The 19,917-nt window shown below is 72.0% G+C and carries 23 protein-coding genes; 21 read left to right on the forward strand and 2 right to left on the reverse strand.

Going from position 1 to position 19,917, the window contains the following annotated elements:
- The first annotated feature begins 1 nt into the window (after position 1).
- The 8 genes from rpsM (at position 2) to glmM (ending at position 6,082) form a co-directional block, all read left to right on the forward strand.
- The gene (gene rpsM / locus M3147_RS00395) at positions 2-382 is read left to right on the forward strand and encodes a 30S ribosomal protein S13 (protein ID WP_243567479.1); all 381 of its coding nucleotides are present in this window, start codon (positions 2-4) and stop codon (positions 380-382) included.
- Between the two features lie 32 nt (positions 383-414).
- Positions 415-813, forward strand: a complete 399-nt coding sequence (rpsK, locus tag M3147_RS00400) for a 30S ribosomal protein S11 (protein WP_251201566.1) — start codon at positions 415-417, stop codon at positions 811-813.
- 130 nt (positions 814-943) lie between these two features.
- The gene (locus M3147_RS00405) at positions 944-1,930 is read left to right on the forward strand and encodes a DNA-directed RNA polymerase subunit alpha (protein WP_243567480.1); all 987 of its coding nucleotides are present in this window, start codon (positions 944-946) and stop codon (positions 1,928-1,930) included.
- A gap of 45 nt (positions 1,931-1,975) precedes the next feature.
- Positions 1,976-2,530: a 50S ribosomal protein L17 gene (gene rplQ / locus M3147_RS00410; protein ID WP_251201567.1), complete on the forward strand. Its 555-nt coding sequence runs from the start codon at positions 1,976-1,978 to the stop codon at positions 2,528-2,530.
- Positions 2,531-2,630: 100 nt separating this feature from the next.
- Entirely contained in the window at positions 2,631-3,575 is a 945-nt protein-coding gene (locus M3147_RS00415) for a tRNA pseudouridine synthase A (RefSeq protein ID WP_251201568.1), read from the forward strand.
- 153 nt (positions 3,576-3,728) lie between these two features.
- Positions 3,729-4,175, forward strand: a complete 447-nt coding sequence (gene rplM, locus M3147_RS00420; protein ID WP_251201569.1) for a 50S ribosomal protein L13 — start codon at positions 3,729-3,731, stop codon at positions 4,173-4,175.
- A gap of 38 nt (positions 4,176-4,213) precedes the next feature.
- Positions 4,214-4,699, forward strand: a complete 486-nt coding sequence (gene rpsI, locus M3147_RS00425) for a 30S ribosomal protein S9 (RefSeq protein ID WP_251201570.1) — start codon at positions 4,214-4,216, stop codon at positions 4,697-4,699.
- Between the two features lie 21 nt (positions 4,700-4,720).
- On the forward strand, positions 4,721-6,082 hold the full coding sequence (gene glmM / locus M3147_RS00430; RefSeq protein WP_251201571.1) for a phosphoglucosamine mutase: 1,362 nt from the start codon (positions 4,721-4,723) through the stop codon (positions 6,080-6,082).
- A gap of 84 nt (positions 6,083-6,166) precedes the next feature.
- Here the strand turns inward: glmM and coaA are convergent, their stop codons facing one another.
- Entirely contained in the window at positions 6,167-7,123 is a 957-nt protein-coding gene (coaA, locus tag M3147_RS00435) for a type I pantothenate kinase (protein ID WP_251201572.1), read from the reverse strand.
- A gap of 79 nt (positions 7,124-7,202) precedes the next feature.
- Between coaA and glmS the strand changes: the two genes are divergently transcribed.
- From glmS to M3147_RS00485, 10 genes are all read left to right on the forward strand, one after another.
- A complete protein-coding gene (gene glmS, locus M3147_RS00440; protein ID WP_251201573.1) occupies positions 7,203-9,053 on the forward strand; it encodes a glutamine--fructose-6-phosphate transaminase (isomerizing) in 1,851 nt (616 codons plus the stop codon).
- Positions 9,054-9,101: 48 nt separating this feature from the next.
- Positions 9,102-9,527 carry a holo-ACP synthase gene (locus tag M3147_RS00445; protein ID WP_251201574.1) on the forward strand — a complete coding sequence of 142 codons (426 nt, stop codon included), beginning with the start codon at positions 9,102-9,104 and terminating at the stop codon, positions 9,525-9,527.
- Positions 9,524-10,651, forward strand: coding sequence for an alanine racemase (gene alr, locus M3147_RS00450; RefSeq protein ID WP_251201575.1), 1,128 nt, complete (start codon positions 9,524-9,526; stop codon positions 10,649-10,651). Before M3147_RS00445 ends, alr begins: the two co-directional genes overlap by 4 nt.
- Positions 10,651-11,208 carry a tRNA (adenosine(37)-N6)-threonylcarbamoyltransferase complex ATPase subunit type 1 TsaE gene (gene tsaE / locus M3147_RS00455; RefSeq protein WP_439954171.1) on the forward strand — a complete coding sequence of 186 codons (558 nt, stop codon included), beginning with the start codon at positions 10,651-10,653 and terminating at the stop codon, positions 11,206-11,208. The genes alr and tsaE overlap by 1 nt, the downstream gene beginning before the upstream one ends.
- A 49-nt stretch (positions 11,209-11,257) precedes the next feature.
- Positions 11,258-11,878, forward strand: coding sequence for a tRNA (adenosine(37)-N6)-threonylcarbamoyltransferase complex dimerization subunit type 1 TsaB (tsaB, locus tag M3147_RS00460; RefSeq protein ID WP_251201576.1), 621 nt, complete (start codon positions 11,258-11,260; stop codon positions 11,876-11,878).
- Positions 11,875-12,393 (forward strand): ribosomal protein S18-alanine N-acetyltransferase, encoded by a 519-nt coding sequence (gene rimI / locus M3147_RS00465; protein WP_251201577.1) that lies wholly within the window; start codon positions 11,875-11,877, stop codon positions 12,391-12,393. Before tsaB ends, rimI begins: the two co-directional genes overlap by 4 nt.
- Positions 12,390-13,442: a tRNA (adenosine(37)-N6)-threonylcarbamoyltransferase complex transferase subunit TsaD gene (gene tsaD, locus M3147_RS00470; RefSeq protein ID WP_251201578.1), complete on the forward strand. Its 1,053-nt coding sequence runs from the start codon at positions 12,390-12,392 to the stop codon at positions 13,440-13,442. The genes rimI and tsaD overlap by 4 nt, the downstream gene beginning before the upstream one ends.
- Before the next feature lie 138 nt (positions 13,443-13,580).
- On the forward strand, positions 13,581-13,976 hold the full coding sequence (locus tag M3147_RS00475; RefSeq protein WP_251201579.1) for a DUF4190 domain-containing protein: 396 nt from the start codon (positions 13,581-13,583) through the stop codon (positions 13,974-13,976).
- 64 nt (positions 13,977-14,040) lie between these two features.
- On the forward strand, positions 14,041-14,685 hold the full coding sequence (locus tag M3147_RS00480) for a DUF4190 domain-containing protein (protein WP_251201580.1): 645 nt from the start codon (positions 14,041-14,043) through the stop codon (positions 14,683-14,685).
- A gap of 134 nt (positions 14,686-14,819) precedes the next feature.
- Entirely contained in the window at positions 14,820-15,323 is a 504-nt protein-coding gene (locus M3147_RS00485) for a cbb3-type cytochrome c oxidase subunit I (protein WP_251201581.1), read from the forward strand.
- Between the two features lie 16 nt (positions 15,324-15,339).
- On the opposite strand, the gene M3147_RS00490 is transcribed toward M3147_RS00485, so the two are convergent.
- Positions 15,340-16,530: a class I SAM-dependent methyltransferase gene (locus tag M3147_RS00490; protein ID WP_251201582.1), complete on the reverse strand. Its 1,191-nt coding sequence runs from the start codon at positions 16,528-16,530 to the stop codon at positions 15,340-15,342.
- Positions 16,531-16,821: 291 nt separating this feature from the next.
- Here M3147_RS00490 and groES point away from each other — a divergent pair, with 291 nt between their 5' ends.
- From groES to M3147_RS00505, 3 genes are all read left to right on the forward strand, one after another.
- Complete coding sequence (gene groES, locus M3147_RS00495) at positions 16,822-17,118, forward strand: co-chaperone GroES (RefSeq protein WP_017203655.1); 297 nt, start codon at positions 16,822-16,824, stop codon at positions 17,116-17,118.
- Between the two features lie 285 nt (positions 17,119-17,403).
- Positions 17,404-18,291, forward strand: coding sequence for an EamA family transporter RarD (rarD, locus tag M3147_RS00500; RefSeq protein ID WP_251202121.1), 888 nt, complete (start codon positions 17,404-17,406; stop codon positions 18,289-18,291).
- A gap of 195 nt (positions 18,292-18,486) precedes the next feature.
- Entirely contained in the window at positions 18,487-19,785 is a 1,299-nt protein-coding gene (locus tag M3147_RS00505; protein ID WP_251201583.1) for an ABC transporter substrate-binding protein, read from the forward strand.
- The last annotated feature ends 132 nt before the right edge of the window (positions 19,786-19,917 follow it).

Below are 19,917 nucleotides of genomic sequence, written 5' to 3' on the forward strand. Positions count from 1 at the left end.
CATGGCACGTCTGGCAGGAGTCGACATCCCGCGCGAGAAGCGCGTGGAGATCGCACTGACCTACATCTACGGCGTCGGCCGCACCCGTGCGCTGCAGACGCTCGCGGACACCGGCATCGACGGCAACATCCGCGTCAAGGACCTCAGCGACGACCAGCTCGTCGCGCTGCGCGACTACATCGAGGGCAACTACAAGGTGGAGGGTGACCTGCGCCGCGAGGTCGCCGCCGACATCCGCCGCAAGGTCGAGATCGGCTCGTACGAGGGTCTCCGCCACCGTCGCGGCCTTCCGGTCCGCGGCCAGCGCACCAAGACCAACGCTCGCACCCGCAAGGGCCCGAAGCGCACCGTGGCCGGCAAGAAGAAGGCCGGCCGCAAGTAACCGCTTGTCGCCAGATCTAGGAGATTTCGAACATGGCAGCACCCAAGGCGGCTACTCGCAAGCCGCGCAAGAAGGAAAAGAAGAACATCGCCGTGGGCCAGGCCCACATCAAGTCGACGTTCAACAACACGATCGTCTCGATCACCGACGCCAACGGCGCCGTGATCAGCTGGGCCTCTTCCGGCGGCGTCGGCTTCAAGGGCTCGCGCAAGTCGACCCCGTTCGCCGCGCAGCTGGCCGCCGAGTCGGCCGCCCGCCAGGCGCAGGAGCACGGCATGAAGAAGGTCGACGTCTTCGTCAAGGGCCCGGGCTCGGGTCGCGAGACCGCCATCCGCTCGCTCCAGGCCGCCGGCCTCGAGGTCGGCAGCATCAACGATGTGACGCCTCAGGCGCACAACGGCTGCCGCCCGCCGAAGCGCCGTCGCGTCTGACGCTCCGTCCCCGCCCCCGGGCGACGCCCTCGCGGCGTCGCCCGGGGTGCGGGCCGTTCTCTCACAACTCAAGATCCTTCAAGAACTGCTCGGTGTCATATAGCGGACACCCTGCCGAAAGGAATCCACAGTGCTGATCGCACAGCGCCCGACGCTCACCGAAGAGAACATCTCGGAGTTCCGTTCGCGGTTCGTGATCGAGCCCCTCGAGCCGGGCTTCGGTTACACCCTGGGCAACTCGCTCCGTCGCACCCTCCTCTCCTCGATCCCGGGGGCGGCCGTCACGAGCATCCGCATCGACGGCGTGCTGCACGAGTTCTCGACCGTGCCCGGCGTCAAGGAGGATGTCACCGAGATCATCCTCAACATCAAGAACCTGGTCGTCTCCAGCGAGCACGACGAGCCCATCACCGCCTACCTGCGCAAGCAGGGCGCCGGTGAGGTCACCGCCGCCGACATCTCGGCCCCGGCCGGGGTCGAGGTGCACAACCCCGAGCTCGTCATCGCGACCCTGAACGACGCGGCGAAGTTCGAGCTCGAGCTCACCATCGAGCGCGGCCGCGGCTACGTGTCGGCCCAGCAGAACCGCAACGAGTACAGCGAGGCGGGCCAGATCCCGATCGACTCGATCTACTCGCCGGTGCTGAAGGTCACCTACCGCGTCGAGGCCACCCGTGCCGGCGAGCGCACCGACTTCGACCGCCTCGTGGTCGACGTCGAGTCGAAGCCGGCGATCTCGCCGCGCGACGCCATCGCCTCCGCCGGTCGCACCCTCGTCGAGCTGTTCGGCCTCGCCCGCGAGCTGAACACCGCGGCCGAGGGCATCGAGATCGGCCCCGCGCCGGTCGACGCCGTGCTCTCGAGCGAGCTCTCGATCCCGATCGAGGACCTCGACCTCTCGGTGCGCAGCTACAACTGCCTGAAGCGCGAGGGCATCAACACGGTGTCCGAGCTCGTCGCCCTGTCCGAGTCGCAGCTGATGAACATCCGCAACTTCGGCCAGAAGTCGGTGGACGAGGTCAAGGACAAGCTCACGGAGATGGGGCTGGCCCTCAAGGACTCGGTTCCCGGCTTCGACGGCGCCCACTTCTACACGGGCTTCGACGACGAGAACTAAGCGGTAGCGCCGCCCTAACCCCCCAAGTACTGGAGACAACGAATCATGCCGAAGCCCACCAAGGGCCCCCGCCTCGGAGGCGGCCCCGCGCACGAGCGGCTGCTGCTCGCGAACCTCGCCGCCGCGCTGTTCACGCACAAGTCGATCACGACGACCGAGACGAAGGCCAAGCGCCTCCGTCCGATCGCCGAGCGCCTGATCACCTTCGCGAAGCGCGGCGATCTGCACGCGCGCCGTCGTGTGCTCGCCGTCATCGGCGACAAGTCGGTCGTGCACGAGCTGTTCGCGGTCATCGCCCCGCAGGTCGCCGACCGTGAGGGTGGCTACACCCGCATCACGAAGATCGGCAACCGCAAGGGCGACAACGCGCCCATGGCGGTCATCGAGCTCGTGCTCGAGCCGGTCGTGAAGAAGCAGCGCGCCGCGAAGCCCGCCGCCGAGGCCGCTCCGGCCGCCCCGGTCGAGGAGCCGGCCGCCGAGGAGGCTCCCGCCGAGGAGACCGCCGAGACCGAGGCTCCCGCCGAGGAGACCGCCGAGACCGAGGCTCCGGCCGAGGAGCAGGCGGAGGCGGCCGAGCCCGCCGAGGCCGAGGCCAAGTAACCTCAGCACCCGTTCGACGGGCCCCGATGCCGCGTGCATCGGGGCCCGTCGGCGTTTCCGGCGCCGTGCGCGTCGGGCCGACCGCCCTAAGCTGGAGGGCATGACGAGGACCCGGGACGCGCACGGCGACGTCCCGGCGCCCGATCGCCCGGCGCCGATCCGTCTCCGTCTGGGCATCGCCTACGACGGCGGCGGATTCGCCGGGTGGAGTGCGCAACCCGGCCTGCGCACGGTGCAGGGTGTGGTCGAGGCGGCGCTCGGCACGCTCTTCCGTCGCACGGGCACCGCGCCGCGGCTCACCGTCGCGGGCCGGACGGACGCCGGCGTGCACGCGCTCGGCCAGGTCGCGCACCTCGACGTCGAGCCCGAGGCGCTCGCGGCGGTCACGAAACCGCGCCGCGGCGACGCCGACTCGGCGGACGCCCCGGATCCGGCTGCCGTGCTGCTGCGTCGCCTCACCGGCATCCTGGGCGCCGCCGAGGCCGACGTCGTGGTGACCTCCGCCGCCGTCGCGCCCGCGGGCTTCGACGCCCGCTTCTCCGCGGTCTGGCGCCGCTACGAGTACCGGATCGCCGACGGCGCCGCGTTGAAGGACCCGCTCGCCCGGAACCGCACGGTCTGGCTGCCGCGCACGCTCGACGCGGCGGCGATGGATGCCTCGGCCCGCTCCCTGCTGGGACTGCACGACTTCGCCGCGTTCTGCAAGCCGCGGCCCGAGGCGACGACCATTCGGACGCTGCAGGGCTTCGGCTGGGAGCGCGGCCCCGACGGCGTGCTCGTCGCCCGGTTGCAGGCCGACGCGTTCTGCCACTCCATGGTGCGGGCGCTCGTCGGTTCGAGCGTCGCCGTGGGGGAGGGGCGCCTCGATCCGGCCGACCCCGCGGCCCTCCTCGCCGCGGCGGAACGCACGAGCGCGTTCAAGGTGATGCCGGCCAAGGGGCTCGTGCTCACCGAGGTCGGCTATCCGCCCGACGCCGAGCTCGCCGCGCGTGCCGAGCAGACGCGGGCGCGCCGCGAATTGCGGGTCGACGGGGTCGTCGGCTAAACTCTCCCTTTGGTGCCACGGCGCCGACCTCCGGGTCGACCCTGGGTATCCGTAGTTGAGCCCTCCACCGGGGCGTTCACGCGCATCGCGCACGAACACCCCACCGGAGCGGGATTCACGAACCTCTCACTCGATACAGAAAGCAGCACTCCCGTGACGCGTACGTACACCCCGAAGCAGAGCGAGATCCAGCGCGACTGGCTCGTCATCGACGCCGCCGACGTCGTGCTCGGCCGCCTGGCCAGCCACTCCGCCGCCCTCCTCCGCGGCAAGCACAAGGCGATCTTCGCCAACCACGTCGACACCGGCGACTTCGTCATCATCATCAACGCCGAGAAGGTGGCCCTCACCGGCCAGAAGCTCGAGCAGAAGAAGGCCTACCGCCACTCCGGCTACCCGGGCGGCCTCAAGGCCGTCGGCTACGCCGAACTCCTCGAGAAGAACCCCGTCCGCGCCGTCGAGAAGGCGATCCGCGGCATGCTCCCGAAGAACTCGCTCGGTCGGGCCCAGCTGAAGAAGCTGAAGGTCTACGCCGGCCCGGAGCACCCGCACGCGGCTCAGCAGCCGAAGCCGTACACCCTCACCCAGGTCGCGCAGTAAGCGCCCCCTCGACTTCTCGAAAAGGACTCACTACCACCATGGCGAAGATCGCAGACCAGATCGACCAGGCTCCCGAGAGCTACACGACCGAGAGCGCCGCGGCTGAGGCTCCCGCCGCCGCCCGCCCCGTGCTGAACGTCTCGGGCGCCGCTGTCGGCCGCCGCAAGCAGGCCATCGCCCGCGTGCGCGTCGTGCCGGGTGCCGGCGGCATCAAGGTGAACGGCCGCGAGTTCGCGGACTACTTCCCGAACAAGCTCCACCAGCAGCTCATCACCGACCCCTTCACCGTGCTCGAGCTCAAGGGCTCGTACGACGTGATCGCCCGCATCACCGGCGGCGGCCCCTCGGGCCAGGCCGGCGCGCTGCGCCTCGCGATCGCCCGTGCGCTGAACGAGATCGACCGCGAGAACAACCGCCCGACCCTGAAGAAGGCCGGCTTCCTCACGCGCGACGCCCGCGTCATCGAGCGCAAGAAGGCCGGTCTCAAGAAGGCGCGCAAGGCTCCGCAGTTCTCGAAGCGTTAATCGCTTCTCCGGACCTTCCGCATGCCTCGGCTATTCGGAACCGACGGGGTCCGGGGCCTGGCCAACCGTGAACTCACGGCTGACCTGGCCCTGGGCCTCGCCCAGGCGGCCGCCGTCGTCCTCACGCAGGGGCGGCACGCGGAGGAGAACCGCGCGGCCGGTCGGCGCCCCGTCGCCGTCGTCGCGCGCGACCCCCGCGTCTCGGGCGAATTCCTCACCGCCGCCGTCGCGGCCGGCCTCGCCTCGAGCGGGGTCGACGTGCTCGACGCCGGCGTGATCCCCACTCCCGCGACCGCCTTCCTCATCGACTCCATCGGCGCCGACTTCGGCGTGATGATCTCGGCGTCGCACAACCCGGCGCCCGACAACGGCATCAAGTTCTTCTCCTTCGGCGGAACGAAGCTGCCGGACGTGGTCGAGGACCGCATCGAGAGCTACCTCGGCAAGCAGAAGCTGGCCCCGGTCGGCGGCGGCGTCGGCCGTATCCGCCGCTTCGCGGACGCCGAGGACCGCTATGTCGTGCACCTGCTCAGCACCCTGCCGCACCGCCTCGAGGGCCTGAAGGTCGTGCTCGACTGCGCCCACGGCGCCGCCGCCGGCGTCTCCCCGGAGACGTTCCGCGACGCCGGCGCCGAGGTGGTCGTCATCGGGGCGGATCCCGACGGCATCAACATCAACGACGGCGTCGGCTCGACGCACCTCGGCCCGCTGCAGGCCGCCGTCCTCGAGCACGGCGCCGATCTCGGCATCGCGCACGACGGCGACGCCGACCGCTGCCTCGCCGTCGACGCCGAAGGGAACGTCATCGACGGCGATCGCATCATGGCGATCCTCGCGGTGTCGATGAAGGAGCGCGGCACGCTCACCGACGACACCCTCGTCGTCACGGTGATGTCGAACCTCGGCCTGAAGCGCGCCATGGCTGAGCACGGCATCCGTATCGTCGAGACGAAGGTCGGCGACCGGTACGTGCTCGAGGAGCTCACCGCCGGTGGCTACGCCCTCGGCGGCGAGCAGTCCGGGCACGTCATCATGAGCGAGTTCGCGACGACCGGCGACGGCGTCCTCACCGGGCTGCACCTCGCGGCCGAGCTCGCCCGCACGGGCAAGTCGCTCGCGGAGCTCGCCTCCGTCATGCGCGTGTACCCGCAGGTGCTCGTGAACGTCCGCGACGTCGATCACCACGCCCTGCACGACAACGCCGGCGTCGCCGCCGCGGTGGCCGCGGCCGAGGCCGAGCTCGGCGACTCCGGTCGCGTGCTGCTCCGCCCGAGCGGCACCGAGCCGATGGTGCGCGTCATGGTCGAGGCGGCCGAGCAGGCCGAGGCCGACCGGCACGCCGCCACGCTCGCGGAGATCGTCAGCGTCGAGCTCGCACGCTGAGCCGCGGTGCGCTCGGGTGCCGACGAGGCATCCGCTCGCTCCGACCCGGATCGCCCGCCTCCCGGAGGCGGGCGATCCGTCGTCTCAGAGCTTCCGGAGGAGGACGCTCGACACGGTGTGGTCGGCGCTCTTCCGCAGCACGAGCGAGGCCCGCGAGCGGGTCGGGCGCACGTTCTGCAGGAGGTTCGGCTCGTTGATGGCGTGCCAGATCTCGCGGGCGCGCTGACGCGCCTCCTCCTCGGAGAGCGACGCGTACCGGTGGAAGTAGGAGCGCGGGTTCGCGAAGGCGCCGCGCTGGAGCTTCAGGAAGCGCTCCTCGTACCAGCGGGCGATGTCGCCGGTGCGGGCGTCGACGTAGATCGTGAAGTCGAAGAGATCGCTGACCGCCAGCCGGTGGCCGGGCCCGGGCGGCTGGAGCACGTTCAGCCCCTCGACGATGAGCACGTCGGGCCGGCGCACCGTGATCTGGGCGTCGGGGACGATGTCGTAGGCGAGGTGCGAGTAGAAGGGGGCGCGCACCTCCGCGGCGCCGGCCTTCACCTCGCTCACGAAGCGCAGCAGCGCGCGACGGTCGTACGACTCGGGGAAGCCCTTGCGGGCCATCAGCCCGCGGCGCTCGAGCTCGGCGTTGGGGAAGAGGAAGCCGTCCGTCGTCACGAGCTCCACCCGCGGGGTGTGCTCCCAGCGTGCCAGCAGCTCGCGCAGCAGACGGGCGATCGTCGACTTGCCGACGGCGACCGAGCCGGCCACGCCGATGACGAACGGGGTGGGGGCGAAGCGCTCCCTGAGGAACTCGCTGGTGACCTTGTGCAGGGCCTTCGTGCCGCCGACGTAGAGGTTCAGCAGGCGCGAGAGCGGCAGGTACACCTCGGCGACCTCGCGCGGGTCCAGCGGCTCGCCGAGCCCGCGGAGCTGCACGAGCTCGGTCTCCTGCAGCGGTGAGGGCATCGAGGGCGCGAGCGCCGCCCAGTCCGAGCGGTCGAGCTCGATGAACGGCGACAGCTGCGGGGCGTTCGACGCTGGATGATGCTGGTCCGGCACCCGCACAGTCTAGTGACGGGCGGCGGCGGCGCCGGACCGTGCGGCGCCCGTCCAGGATCTCGCCACTAGGATCGTGCGCATGTGTGGAATCGTCGGATACGTTGGCGCCCGTTCGAGCGTCGACGTCCTCATGGGCGGCCTTCGTCGTCTCGAATACCGTGGCTACGACTCGGCCGGGGTGGCCATCATCGGCGCCGAGGGCGAGCTCGCCACGGCGAAGCGCGCCGGCAAGCTGAAGGTGCTCGCCGATGCGCTCGAGCAGCAGCCCCTCGAGACCGGGGGGACCGGCATCGGGCACACCCGCTGGGCGACCCACGGCGGTCCGACCGACGCGAACGCCCACCCGCATCTCGCGGACGAGGGCCGGCTCGCGCTCATCCACAACGGCATCATCGAGAACTTCTCCGAGCTGAAGCAGGAGCTCCTCGACGAGGGCTTCGCCTTCGAGTCGGAGACCGACACCGAGGTCGCCGCCGTGCTGCTCGGCCGCGAGGTGCGTCGCACCGGCGACCTCCGTGCCGCCTTCCGGGCCACCGTGCAGCGACTCGAGGGCGCGTTCACGCTCCTGGCCGTGCACCGTGACGAGCCGGGTCTCGTCGTCGGCGCGCGGCGCAACTCCCCGCTCGTGCTGGGGCTCGGCGAGGGCGAGAACTTCCTCGGCTCCGATGTCGCCGCCTTCGTCGAGTACACGAAGCGCGCGGTCGCCATCGGCCAGGACCAGATCGTCGAGCTCACCGCCGACGAGGTGCGCGTCACCGATTTCGAGGGGGCGCCCGTCGAGGTGGAGTCCTTCGAGGTCGCCTGGGACGCGTCGGCCGCAGAGAAGGGCGGCTGGTCGTCCTTCATGCGCAAGGAGGTCGCCGAGCAGCCGGATGCCGTCGCCAACACCGTGCGGGGCCGCATCGCCGACGGGCACGTCGTCATCCCCGAGCTCGAGGCGCTCGGCGACGAGGCGCTCCGGGCCGTCCGCCGCATCACGATCGTCGCGTGCGGCACCGCGTCGTACGCCGGTCTCGTCGCGAAGTACGCGATCGAGCAGTGGGCGCGGGTCCCGGTCGAGGTGGAGCTGAGCCACGAGTTCCGCTACCGCGAGCCGGTCATCGAGTCGGACACGCTGGTCCTCTCGATCAGCCAGTCGGGCGAGACCATGGACACGCTGATGGCGGTGAAGTACGCCCGCGAGATGGGCGCGAAGACGGTCTCCGTCTGCAACACGCAGGGCGCCACCATCCCCCGCGAGTCGGACGCGGTCGTGTACACGCACGCCGGTCCCGAGGTCGCCGTGGCGTCGACGAAGGCCTTCGTCGCGCAGATCACCGCCCTCTACCTCTTCGGCCTGCACCTCGCCCGTGTGCGTGGCCGGTTGACCGACGGCGAGCTGGCCGTGCAGTTGCACGAGCTCCAGGCGGTGCCGGAGAAGCTCGCGGCCGTGCTCGAGGAGTCCGAGAAGGTGGCGCAGCTCGCCCACTGGATGGCGGACACCCGCTCGGTGCTGTTCCTCGGCCGCCACGTCGGCTACCCGATCGCGCTCGAGGGTGCGCTGAAGCTGAAGGAGCTCGCGTACATCCACGCGGAGGGCTTCGCGGCCGGCGAGCTGAAGCACGGGCCGATCGCGCTGATCGAGCCGGGCCAGCCGGTGTTCGTCGTGGTGCCGAGCCCGCGCCACCCGAACAGCCTGCACCCGAAGGTCGTGTCGAACATCCAGGAGATCCGTGCTCGCGGCGCCCGGGTCATCGCGATCGCCGAGGCGGGAGACGCGGCCGTGCTGCCGTTCGCCGACGAGGTCATCCGCATCCCCCTCGCTGCGCCGCTCTTCGAGCCGCTCCTCGCGGTGGTGCCGCTGCAGGTGTTCGCGATGGAGCTCGCGCAGGCCAAGGGCCTCGACGTCGACCAGCCGCGGAACCTCGCGAAGTCCGTGACGGTGGAGTGACCGGGAGCGCATGGACGACGGGGGCTGTGTGAGCGACGGAGCACGCGAGTGATCGCGGGCATCGGCATCGACGTGGTCGATCTCGACCGCTTCGAGCGGTCGATCCGTCGCACCCCGGCCCTCGTCGAGCGCCTGTTCGCTGAGAGCGAACGCGGCCGTTCGCCGCGGTCGCTCGCGGCGCGCTTCGCGGCGAAGGAGGCGCTCATCAAGGCGCTCGGCGGGCACGCGGTGCTGCGCTGGCAGGAGATGCGGGTCGTGCAGGATGCCGACGGCAACCCCGGCTTCGAAGTCTCGGGCGGGCTCGCCGCGCACCTCGAGGCGCTCGGCATCGATCACCTGCACCTGTCGATGAGTCACGACGCGGGCATCGCGAGCGCGATCGTCGTGCTCGAACGGAGCGGCCCGGGGCCGCACCGCGCGGATGCCTCGAACGAGCACGACGACGCCTCGCGCGGGAACGGAGCCGGCGAATGAGCGAACGACCCTTCCGGGAGGCGCTGATCGACCTCGACGCCGTGACGGCGAACGTCCGCTCCCTGGTCGAGCGGCTCGGCGGCACCCGGGCGATGGCCGTCGTGAAGGCCGACGCCTACGGGCACGGTGCGGTGCCCGTCGCCCGTGCGGCGCTCGCGGGCGGTGCCGACTGGCTCGGCACCGCCGACCTCGGCGAGGCCTTCGAGCTGCGCGCGGCCGGCATCGACGCACCGATCCTGGCCTGGCTGCACGACCCCGGCGCCGACTTCGCTCCCGCGATCGCCGCGGACATCGACCTCGGGCTCTCCGCCGAGGCGCAGCTGCACCGGGCGGCCGAGGCCGCGCGCGGCGCGGGCGCCCCGGCGACGGTGCACCTGAAGATCGACACGGGCCTCAGCCGCAACGGGGTGCAGCCGGGCGAGTGGGCGGACGCCGTCGCGGCGGCCGTCGAGCTCGAGCGCGCGGGCCTCCTCCGCGTGCGCGGCGTCTTCAGCCACCTCGCCAACACCTCGGCCGAATCGGACGCCGCCCAGCTCGCCGAGTTCGAGCGCGCCCTCGCCGTGGCCGCCGACGCCGGGCTCACGCCCGAGGTCCGGCACATCGCCTCGACCGCCGCGGCGCTCACGAGGCCCGACGCCCGCTACGACCTCGTCCGGCTCGGCATCGCCTGCTACGGCATCCCGCCCTTCGGCGACGGCACGACCTCCGCCGAGCTCAGGCTCGTGCCGGTGATGACCCTCCGCGGCCGGGTCGCCGCGGTCCGCCGGATCGCGGCGGGCGACGGCGTCTCCTACGGGCACACCTGGCGCGCCGAGCGCGCCACGACCCTCGCGCTCGTGCCGCTCGGCTACGCGGACGGTGTCCCGCGCCAGGCCTCCGGGCGGGGCGAGGTGCTCCTGAACGGCGCGCGGCGGCCGGTGGTCGGGCGGATCGCGATGGATCAGTTCCTCGTCGACGTCGGCGACGACGCGGTCGAGGTCGGCGACGAGGTCGTGCTGTTCGGCGACCCGGCGACCGGTGCGCCCTCGGCGGACGACTGGGGCGTCGCCGCCGACACGATCGGCTACGAGATCGTCACCCGGATCGGTCCGCGCGTCCCGCGCGGCTACCTCGGCGGCGTGTGATGCGGCTCGAGATCGCCGACACCGAGCAGATGGAGGCGTTCGGCCGACGGCTGGGCCCCGTGCTCCGCGCGGGCGACCTCGTGCTGCTCACCGGGCCGCTCGGCGCCGGCAAGACGACGCTCACCCGCGGGATCGGCGAGGGCCTCGGCATCCGCGGCCCCGTGCAGAGCCCGACCTTCGTGCTCGCCCGCACCCACCCCAGCCTCGTCGGCGGTGCACCGCTCGTGCACGTCGACGCGTACCGGCTGAACGACGCACTCGAGCTCGACGACCTCGACCTGGACTTCGACGGCTCCGTCGTCGTGGCCGAGTGGGCCGCCGGGCTCGTCGACGAGTCGCACCCCGCGTGGCTCGAGATCGTCATCGAGCGGCGCACCGGCGCCGATGCCGGATCGGCGGCCGCCGAGGTCGACCTCGAAGCCGACGAGCCCCGCACCCTCACCCTCCGCGGCCCGCTCCTTCACAGAATTCAGGAACATCCCGGCGATACGTCGGACGAGGCCGCGCGCCCCGCCCCGGAACGCGGGGATGCCGGTCGAACTGCTCCTGAGTTCTGAGCGGCGGGCGCCGGGCGGACCGGCGCGTGCGGGCGAATAGGCTGGTGGCATGCTCCTCGCCATCGACACCTCGGCCGGCACGAGCGTCGCCGTGGTCGATCGTGACGGCGGCGTCCTCGCCCAGCGCGGCACCCCGGACGCCATGCGGCACGCCGAGGTCATCGGCGAGCTGATCACCGAGGCGCTCGCCGCCGCGGGCGTCGCTCCCGGTCGACTCTCGGGCGTCGCGGCAGGCATGGGCCCCGGCCCGTACACCGGCCTCCGGGTCGGCATCGCCGCGGCGCGCACCTTCGCGCTCGGCATCCGCCGTCCGTTCGTGCCGGTGCCGAGCCACGACGCCGTCGCCTGGGCGCACCTCGCCTCAGGCGGGGCACCCGCGGTGCAGATCGTGACGGACGCACGACGCCGGGAGTTCGCCGTCTCCGAGTATCTGGGACTCGACGCCGACGGACTGCCCGTGCGCGCCGCCGGTCCCGTGCTCGTGCCGCGCGACGAGGTGCCGGCCTTCGACGGCGTACGGCTCGACGCGGCCGAGATACCCGCCGGAGGCGTCGGCATGCTCGCCGAGCTCGCCTTCGCGGCCGGTCGGCTGCCGCTCGCCGACGACGCCGCGATCTACCTGCGGGAGCCCGACGTCACGCCCTCACCGGGCAAGCGGGTGACCCGGTGAGCGTGCTGCTCCGTCGCGCGCGCCCGAACGACCTCGGGGCGATCATGCGGCTCGAGCGCGACACTTTCACGGACGACGCGTGGCCCGAGGACGCGATGCGCCGCGAGCTCGCCAGCGAGCACGGCTACTACCTCGTCGCAGTCGACGGGGAGCACGACACGGATGCCTCGCCGGACACGGTGTTCGGCTACGCCGGGCTACTCGCCCCCCGCGGGAGCGGGCAGGGCGACATCCAGACGATCGCCGTCGACCCCGCGCGCCGGGGGACGGGGCTCGGCCGCCTGCTCATGCAGGCGCTCCTCGTCGAGGCCCGGCGTCGCGACGCCGTGCACGTCTTCCTCGAGGTCCGGGCCGACAACCCCGTGGCCCGCGGACTCTACGCCTCGCTCGGCTTCACCGAGCTCGGCGTCCGCCCGCGCTATTACCGCAACGGCGTCGATGCCGTGCTGATGCGCCTCGAGGTCCCGCCGCCCGTGACCCGCCCGGCCGCCCGGATCGAGGAGGACCCGTCGTGAACCGCAACGCCCCGCTCGTGCTCGGCATCGAGACGAGCTGCGACGAGACCGGCGTCGGCGTCGTCCGCGGCACCGAGCTGCTCGCGAACACCATCGCCTCCTCGATGGACGAGCACGCCAGGTACGGCGGCGTCGTGCCGGAAGTCGCCGCGCGGGCGCACCTCGAGGCGCTCGAGCCGACCATCCGGCAGGCGCTCGCCGAGGCATCCGTCTCGCTCGACGAGCTCGACGCGGTCGCGGTGACGAGCGGACCCGGTCTCGCCGGGGCGCTCATGGTCGGCGTGGGGGCCGCGAAGGCGCTCGCCGTCTCCCTCGACGTGCCCATCTACGCCGTGAACCACCTCGTGGGGCACGTCGGGGCCGACCTCCTCGACACGGAGGCCCCGCTCGAGACGCCCACCGTCGCGCTGCTCGTCTCCGGCGGCCACACCTCGCTGCTGCTCGTTCGCGATCTGGTCTCCGACGTCGAGCTCCTCGGCGAGACCATCGACGACGCGGCCGGCGAGGCCTTCGACAAGGTCGCCCGGCTCCTCGGCCTGCCCTATCCCGGCGGCCCCGAGATCGACCGCGCCGCTGTCGGCGGCGACCCGTCGGCCATCCGGTTCCCGCGCGGCCTGACGAAGCCCAAGGACCTCGAACGGCACCGCTACGACTTCAGCTTCTCGGGGCTGAAGACGGCCGTCGCCCGCTGGGTGGAGCAGCGGGAGGCCGCGGGCGAGCCCGTGCCGGTCGCCGACGTCGCCGCCAGCTTCCGCGAGGCCGTCGTCGACGTGCTGACCGCCAAAGCGATCGACGCCTGCCGGGAGCTCGGCGTGCCGCGGCTCCTGCTCGGCGGGGGCGTGATCGCCAATGCCCGGCTGCGGGCGGTGGCCGCCGAGCGGACCGCGGCGGCCGGGATCGAGCTGCGCATCCCGCCGCTCTCGCTCTGCACCGACAACGGCGCGATGATCGCCGCGCTCGGTGCGCAGCTCATCATGGGTGGGCACGAGCCGTCGACGCTCGGCTTCGGTGCCGATTCGACGCTCCCGGTCACCGAGATCCAGGCCTGAGCCGCCCCGCGGGAGCGGCCGGCAGCCCTCGCGCGGGGGGAGCGGCGCGCGCTAGGGTTGCAGGAGAGGCCGGATGCCTCGGGGGGAACTGCGTCCGAAGCGGCGCGACCGGGCAGCCGAGCACGAGGAGGGCCAGCGATGAGCGATCCCAGGCAGAACTCCGACCCGGCGTTCACGCCCGCGTCGGCCGATTTCGGCATGGCGACCTCGGCCACCCCGCCGGAAGACCCGATCGTCCCCAACTACGTCGACCAGGAGTCGCGCATCCAGGCGCCGCCGAAGACCAATACGCTGGCGGTCGTGTCGCTGGTGGCCTCGCTCGCGGGCCTGCTCACCGGCTTCGGCTTCCTCGTCGGCATCATCTGCGGGCACATCTCGCTCAGCCAGATCAAGAAGACGGGTGAGCAGGGCCACGGCGCGGCGCTCGCCGGCACCATCATCGGCTACGTCGGCATCGCGCTCTCGGTGATCGTCGTCGTCGTGATCATCGTCATGGCGGCGGCCGCGGCGACGATGTCGAGCGTCAGCGGCTGAGCGCCGAGTTCCCATCCCGACCCCATCCGTCCCGCGCCCGAAGCGCGACACGAGAGGCACGCACATGAGCGACCAGAACACTCCGCAGACTCCGGCCGAGCCCGAGCCGACCGCGGGCGGCACCCCCGAGGTGCCCTCCGCGCCCGAGCCCCCGGCCACACCGGTCGCGCCCGAGCCGCCGGCGACGCCCGGTGCGCCCGAGCCCCCGGCCGCGCCGACGCCCCCGTCCTACGGTGCGCCCGAGGCGCCCGCGTACGGCGCCCCCCAGTCCCCGGCCGCCGCCCCGGCACCGCCGGCCTACGGTCAGCCCCAGCAGCCGTACGGCCAGCAGCAGCCGTACGGGCAGCAGCAGCCGGCCTACGGCCAGCAGCCGTACGGCCAGCCGCAGCAGCCCGCGTACGGCCAGCCCGGCTACGCGGCGTACTCGCCGGCCCCGGCGACCCCCACGCCGACGCTCAGCATCATCTCGATGATCGGCGGCATCCTCGGCCTCGTCGGCAGCCTGTTCTACGGCTTCGGTGCGCTCTTCTCGATCGCCGCGGTCGTGCTCGGCTTCCTCGGTCGCAAGAAGGAGCCGGCGGCGAAGGGCTTCTGGCTCACCGGTCTCATCACGGGCTTCGTCGGCATCGCCCTCGGTCTGCTCTGGATCATCGGCATCGTGATCTTCTTCATCGTGCTGGCGGCCTCGAGCAGCAGCTACAGCTACTGAGCGGGGCGGTCCTGTCCGAGTCGAACGAGCGCGAAGGGGTCCCAGCCGACGGCGGGGCCCCTGAACGCTTCGACCCCGAGCGACCGCTCGCGCCGTACGAGCCCGCCGAGCCGACGTTCCGCGGCGAACCCGCCGTGCGCGAGGCGCTCGGCACCGGCAGCGGCACCGGGCGTCGTCGGCGCAGCGACGAACCGGGTGATTCCAGCGATGTCGCGGCGGCCGCCGGACGCCCACTGAGCGAGCCGCCGACCGCGATCGAGCAGCGCGAGTACGAGGTGCCGGTCGACACCGGCCAGCTGCGTTCGCTCTCGACCGGCCAGCTGCTGCTCGTGCACCGGCCGCCGCTGCCGGAGCCCGTCGAGCACATCGCCGTCGCCGACGACGACGACGCGCAGCGCCGGGTCTACAGCTGGATCTCGGTGATCGCCGGCACGATCGGCGGCATCGCCTCGCTCTTCGTCGGCTGGATGCTGCCGGTGTCGCTCGCGGCGATCGTATTCGGCGTGCTGGGGCTCCGCCGCGAGGAGCACGGCCGCACGCTCGCCTTCGCCGGGATCGGCACGGGGCTCGGCGGGCTCGTGTTCTCCGCCGTGTGGATCGGGTACTACGCGATCGTCTTCGGCGCCCTCCCGCGCTGAGCGCTCGCGGCGCGCTTCAGTCGGCCCGTTCGACGAGCAGCGCGACGTGCCGGCCCGCCTCGCGGGTCAGGATGATCGTCGCCGACGCCGCACCGGAGAGCTTCAGCCGGGTGCGCAGGGCCGCCGGATCGACGTCGACCCCGCGCTTCTTGATCTCGAGCGTGCCCACGTCGCGGCTCGCCAGCTCCCGGCGCAGCTGCCGCTCGTCCGCCGGGAGCCGGTCGACCACGCGGAACGCCCGGGCGAACGGCGTCTCGACCAGGCGGTCGCCGGTGAGGTAGGCGATGCCGTCGGAGAGCATCCGGGCGTCGAGCGAGCGGGCGAGGTCTCCGATCAAGCGGGCACGGATGACGCTGCCGTCCGGTTCATAGACGTAGCCGCCGAGCTCGCCGACCGCTTCGTCGGGGCTGTCCGCCGGGGCGGTGAGCTCGTGCGCGGTCCCGCCGCGGATGACGAGGGCCGCCCGTCCGACGCCCGGCCGCGCGAGGGCGCCGAGCCAGACTGCCAGCTCGACGACGTCGCCGTCGACCGACACCCATTGCGCCTCGGCACCGGCCGGGACGACGCCCCGATCAGTGCCCGGCCCGAGCTTCACGCCCACCGGCAGGCGGTCGGCGAGGCCGAACGCGAAGTCGAGGGGCGGCGAATAGTCGGAGGCATCCGCGAGCCGGCGGGTGCTGCCGCCCGCGGTGACCCGGCGCGCCGGGTCGAGCCAGGCACCGCCGATGCCGCCGAGGGCGACGTCTTCGGCGCGGGAGTGCAGCACCCTGGCCTGCGGGAACGGCGTGAGGTTGTAGGCGGCGACCGCGGCGGTCACCTCGTCGGCATCCGCTGCGGTGACCTCGAGCTCGATGGCGGCGAGGGCGAGCGCGTCGCCGCCGATGCCGCAGCCGAGATCGGCGACGTGGGCGATGCCGGCGCGGGCGAAGCGGCCGGCGTGCAGGGCCGCCACGTTCAGCCGCGTCGCCTGTTCGAGCCCGGGTTCGGTGAAGAGCATGCGCGAGGCGAACGGGCCGAACTTCGTGCGGGCCCGCGCCCGCAGCTTGGCCTGGCTGAGCACGGCGGCGACGAGGCCGGGGGCGTGGCCCTGCTTGCGGAGCGCCGCGACGGTCTTCACGACATCGGCCTTCGCGTCCCACTCGCCGATCGAATCGAGGAGCCGCAGCCCCTCCGGCGACAGCAGTTCCACGAGTTCGGAGCGATCCACCCGGCCACGCTAGCACCGGCGGCGCCGGCACCGGCACCGGCACCGGCCGCGGTCCCACCCGGACGGCGGAGCGAGTCGCACGACGATTCGCGCGGCGCGCCGGGCAGACACGCCGGAGGCGGAGGATCCTCGTGCGACTCGCGCGCCGCTGCGGCCCGTGCGGCTCGAGCCCCGTGCTGGCACTCACGTTGCACGAGTGCCAGATGCACCCTAGACTTTGGTTAGCACTCTCGTTCCGAGGCTGCTAACCCAGTCTTCCAAGACAGTCGTCATCTAGAAAAGGGGTCAACCGTGTCGGTTTCCATCAAGCCGCTCGAGGATCGCATCGTCATCAAGCAGGTCGAGGCCGAGCAGACCACCGCGTCGGGCCTCGTCATCCCCGACACCGCCAAGGAGAAGCCGCAGGAGGGCGAGGTCGTCGCCGTCGGTCCCGGCCGCATCGACGACAACGGCAACCGCGTGCCGCTCGACGTCGCCGTCGGCGACCGCGTGCTCTACTCGAAGTACGGCGGCACCGAGGTCAAGTTCGGCGCCGACGAGTTCCTCGTGCTCTCGGCCCGCGACGTCCTCGCGGTCGTCGTCCGCTGAGCTTCCCGCACTGCTTCGAACGGCCCGGATGCCTCGTGCATCCGGGCCGTTCCGCGTCCCCGCGGGCGGCAAGCCCGGAACGGCAGCCCGGAACGGCAGCCCGGAGGGCCGGTCCGGGACGTCGGCGGCCGGGCGTAGGCTGAGCCGGTGAACAGCCCCGCCGACCGACCAGCCGCGACGGCCGGCGCCTCCGCCGCCGACGCCGGCCACCTCGACCGTTCCGCCCTCGACGGGCCTGGGTCGAACGGCTCGGGGTCGAACAGGTCGGGGCTCAGCCGCTCGGGGCTGGGCTACGCCGTCTCCGCCTACGTGCTCTGGGGCTTCCTGCCCGTCTACTTCATCGCCCTCGCGCCGAGCGGGCCCGTCGAGATCGTCGCCTGGCGCATCCTGCTCTCGCTCGTCTTCTGCGCGCTGCTGCTCGCCGTGACCCGCGGGTGGCGGGCGTTCTGGACGCTGCTGCGCGACCGCCGGGTGCTCTTCACCATGGGCGCCGCCGGCGTGCTCATCTTCGTGAACTGGCTCACCTACGTCTACGCCGCCGTCTCCGGCCAGGTCGTCGAAGCGGCGCTCGGCTACTTCATCAACCCGATCGTGACGGTCTTCCTCGGAGTGTTCGTGCTCCGCGAGCGGCTCAGCACGATGCAGTGGGTGGCCGTCGGCATCAGCATCGCGGCGGTCGTCGTGCTCGCCGTCGGCCACGGGCAGTTCCCGTGGATCGCCCTGCTGCTCGCCTTCTCCTTCGGCTTCTACGGCCTCATCAAGAAGCGGGTGGGCCACCGCGTCGATGCGGTGTCCGGGCTCACGCTCGAGACGCTGTGGCTCGCACCGGTCGCCGCCGGCCTCCTCTGGTGGGTGGCCGCCACGAACGGGCTCACCATGGGCACGGTGAGCCCCTGGCACACCGTGCTCCTCGCCTGCGCCGGCGCGGTGACGGCCGTGCCGCTGCTGCTCTTCGCCGCCGCCTCCCGCCGGCTCCCACTCGTCCATCTCGGCTTCATCCAGTACTTCGCGCCGTTCATCCAGTTCCTGGTGGGGGTGCTCATCCTGCGTGAGCCGATGCCGCTCGAACGCTGGATCGGGTTCGCGCTCGTCTGGGTCGCCCTCGTCGTGCTGACGATCGACCTCGTGCGCAACGCCAGGGCCGCTCGCAAGCTCGTCGCCGAGCCCGTCTGATCCGAGCGTCGGAACGCGCCTCGGCGCACGGATGCTGCGTCGGAACGGGCCTCGATGTCCAGACGGTAACGATGAACGCGCTGTTACGCGGTTGTGACCGGCATCCCTTGTTTCCGCGTTGGACGGGCAATACTGTCAAGACCACGGCGTCATCTGACGCATCGTTATGTCCGATCCTTAGTCCCAAGGAGCACCATGAGCGTATTCGCGAAGGCTTCGGCCAAGCGCGGTGCACGCGGAATCTGGACGGGAGTCGCCCTCGCGGGCGCCGCCGCCCTCCTTCTCTCCGCGTGCACGAGCGGCGGCGGCAGCACGACCGCCCCGACCGACGAGCCCGCCGACACCGGTGACGCCCTGCCCATCGAATCGGGCCCGCGCGACCTCACCCTGAAGGTCGGGCAGCTGGCGCCCCAGTCGGGCAGCCTCGCCGTCCTCGGCCCGCCCCAGATCGCGGCAGCGAAGCTCGCGGTCGACGACATCAACAACGCCGACCTCGGCATCCAGATCGAGCTCGTGCTCCGCGACGAGGGCGACACCTCGATCGACGTCGCCACCGGCTCCGTCACCGACCTGCTCTCGCAGGGCGTCTCGGCCATCTCGGGTGCTGCCGCGTCGGCGCAGACGCGCAACATCTACGAGCAGGTCACGAGCGCCGGCGTGGTGCTGATGTCGCCGTCGAACACGGGTCTCGACCTGTCGACGATCGACGACAACGACCTCTACTGGCGCACCGCGCCCTCCGACCTGCTGCAGGGCGAGGTGCTCGGCAACCTGATCGCCGAGGACGGCAACAGCACGCTCGGCATCATCTTCCAGAACGACGCCTACGGCACCGGATTCGCCGACACGACGAAGAAGGCGTTCGAGAGCGCGGGCGGTGAGGTCGTCGCGGAGTCTTCGTACAACACGGGCGACACCAACTTCACCACGCAGATCTCCGACGTGACGGCGCAGTCGCCCGACGCGATCGCGATCATCTCGTTCGACCAGGCGAAGATCATCATCCCGGAGCTCGTCGGCGGCGGCTTCCCGGGCGACAAGATCTACCTGACCGACGGAAACCGGCTCGACTACAGCGACGTGTTCGCCCCCGGCCTCATCAAGGGTGCCAAGGCGACCACTCCGGGCCTCGACCTGGAGACGCTCGGCGACTTCACCGACCGTCTCCTCGAGGTCGACCCGTCGCTCACCGACTTCACCTACGCGGCGGAGTCGTACGACAACATCGTGCTGTTCGCGCTCGCGGCGTACGCCGCGAACGACACCAGCGGCACGAAGATCGCCGAGTACCTCCGCCAGATCTCCGGCTCGAGCGGAGACGGCGAGAAGGTGACCGACTTCCAGCAGGGCGCTGCGCTGCTGGAGAAGGGCGAGCAGATCGACTACGACGGCCTCTCGGGCCCCATCACGTTCGACGAGAACGGTGACCCGACCGGCGCCACGATCGGAGTCTACGAGTACCAGGACGACAACACCTCGACGCGCATCAACTAGTCGGCGGTGGAAGGCCCCGGTGAGCGGTTCGCTCGCCGGGGCCTTCGTCATGCCCGGGTCTTCGTCATGCCGGGGCCTTCGTCATGCCCGGGCCTTCGCCATGCCTGGGAACGAGAAACGGGCGGGTGGATG

This window comes from Agromyces mediolanus (assembly GCF_023715325.1).
GTDB lineage: Bacteria > Actinomycetota > Actinomycetes > Actinomycetales > Microbacteriaceae > Agromyces > Agromyces mediolanus_A.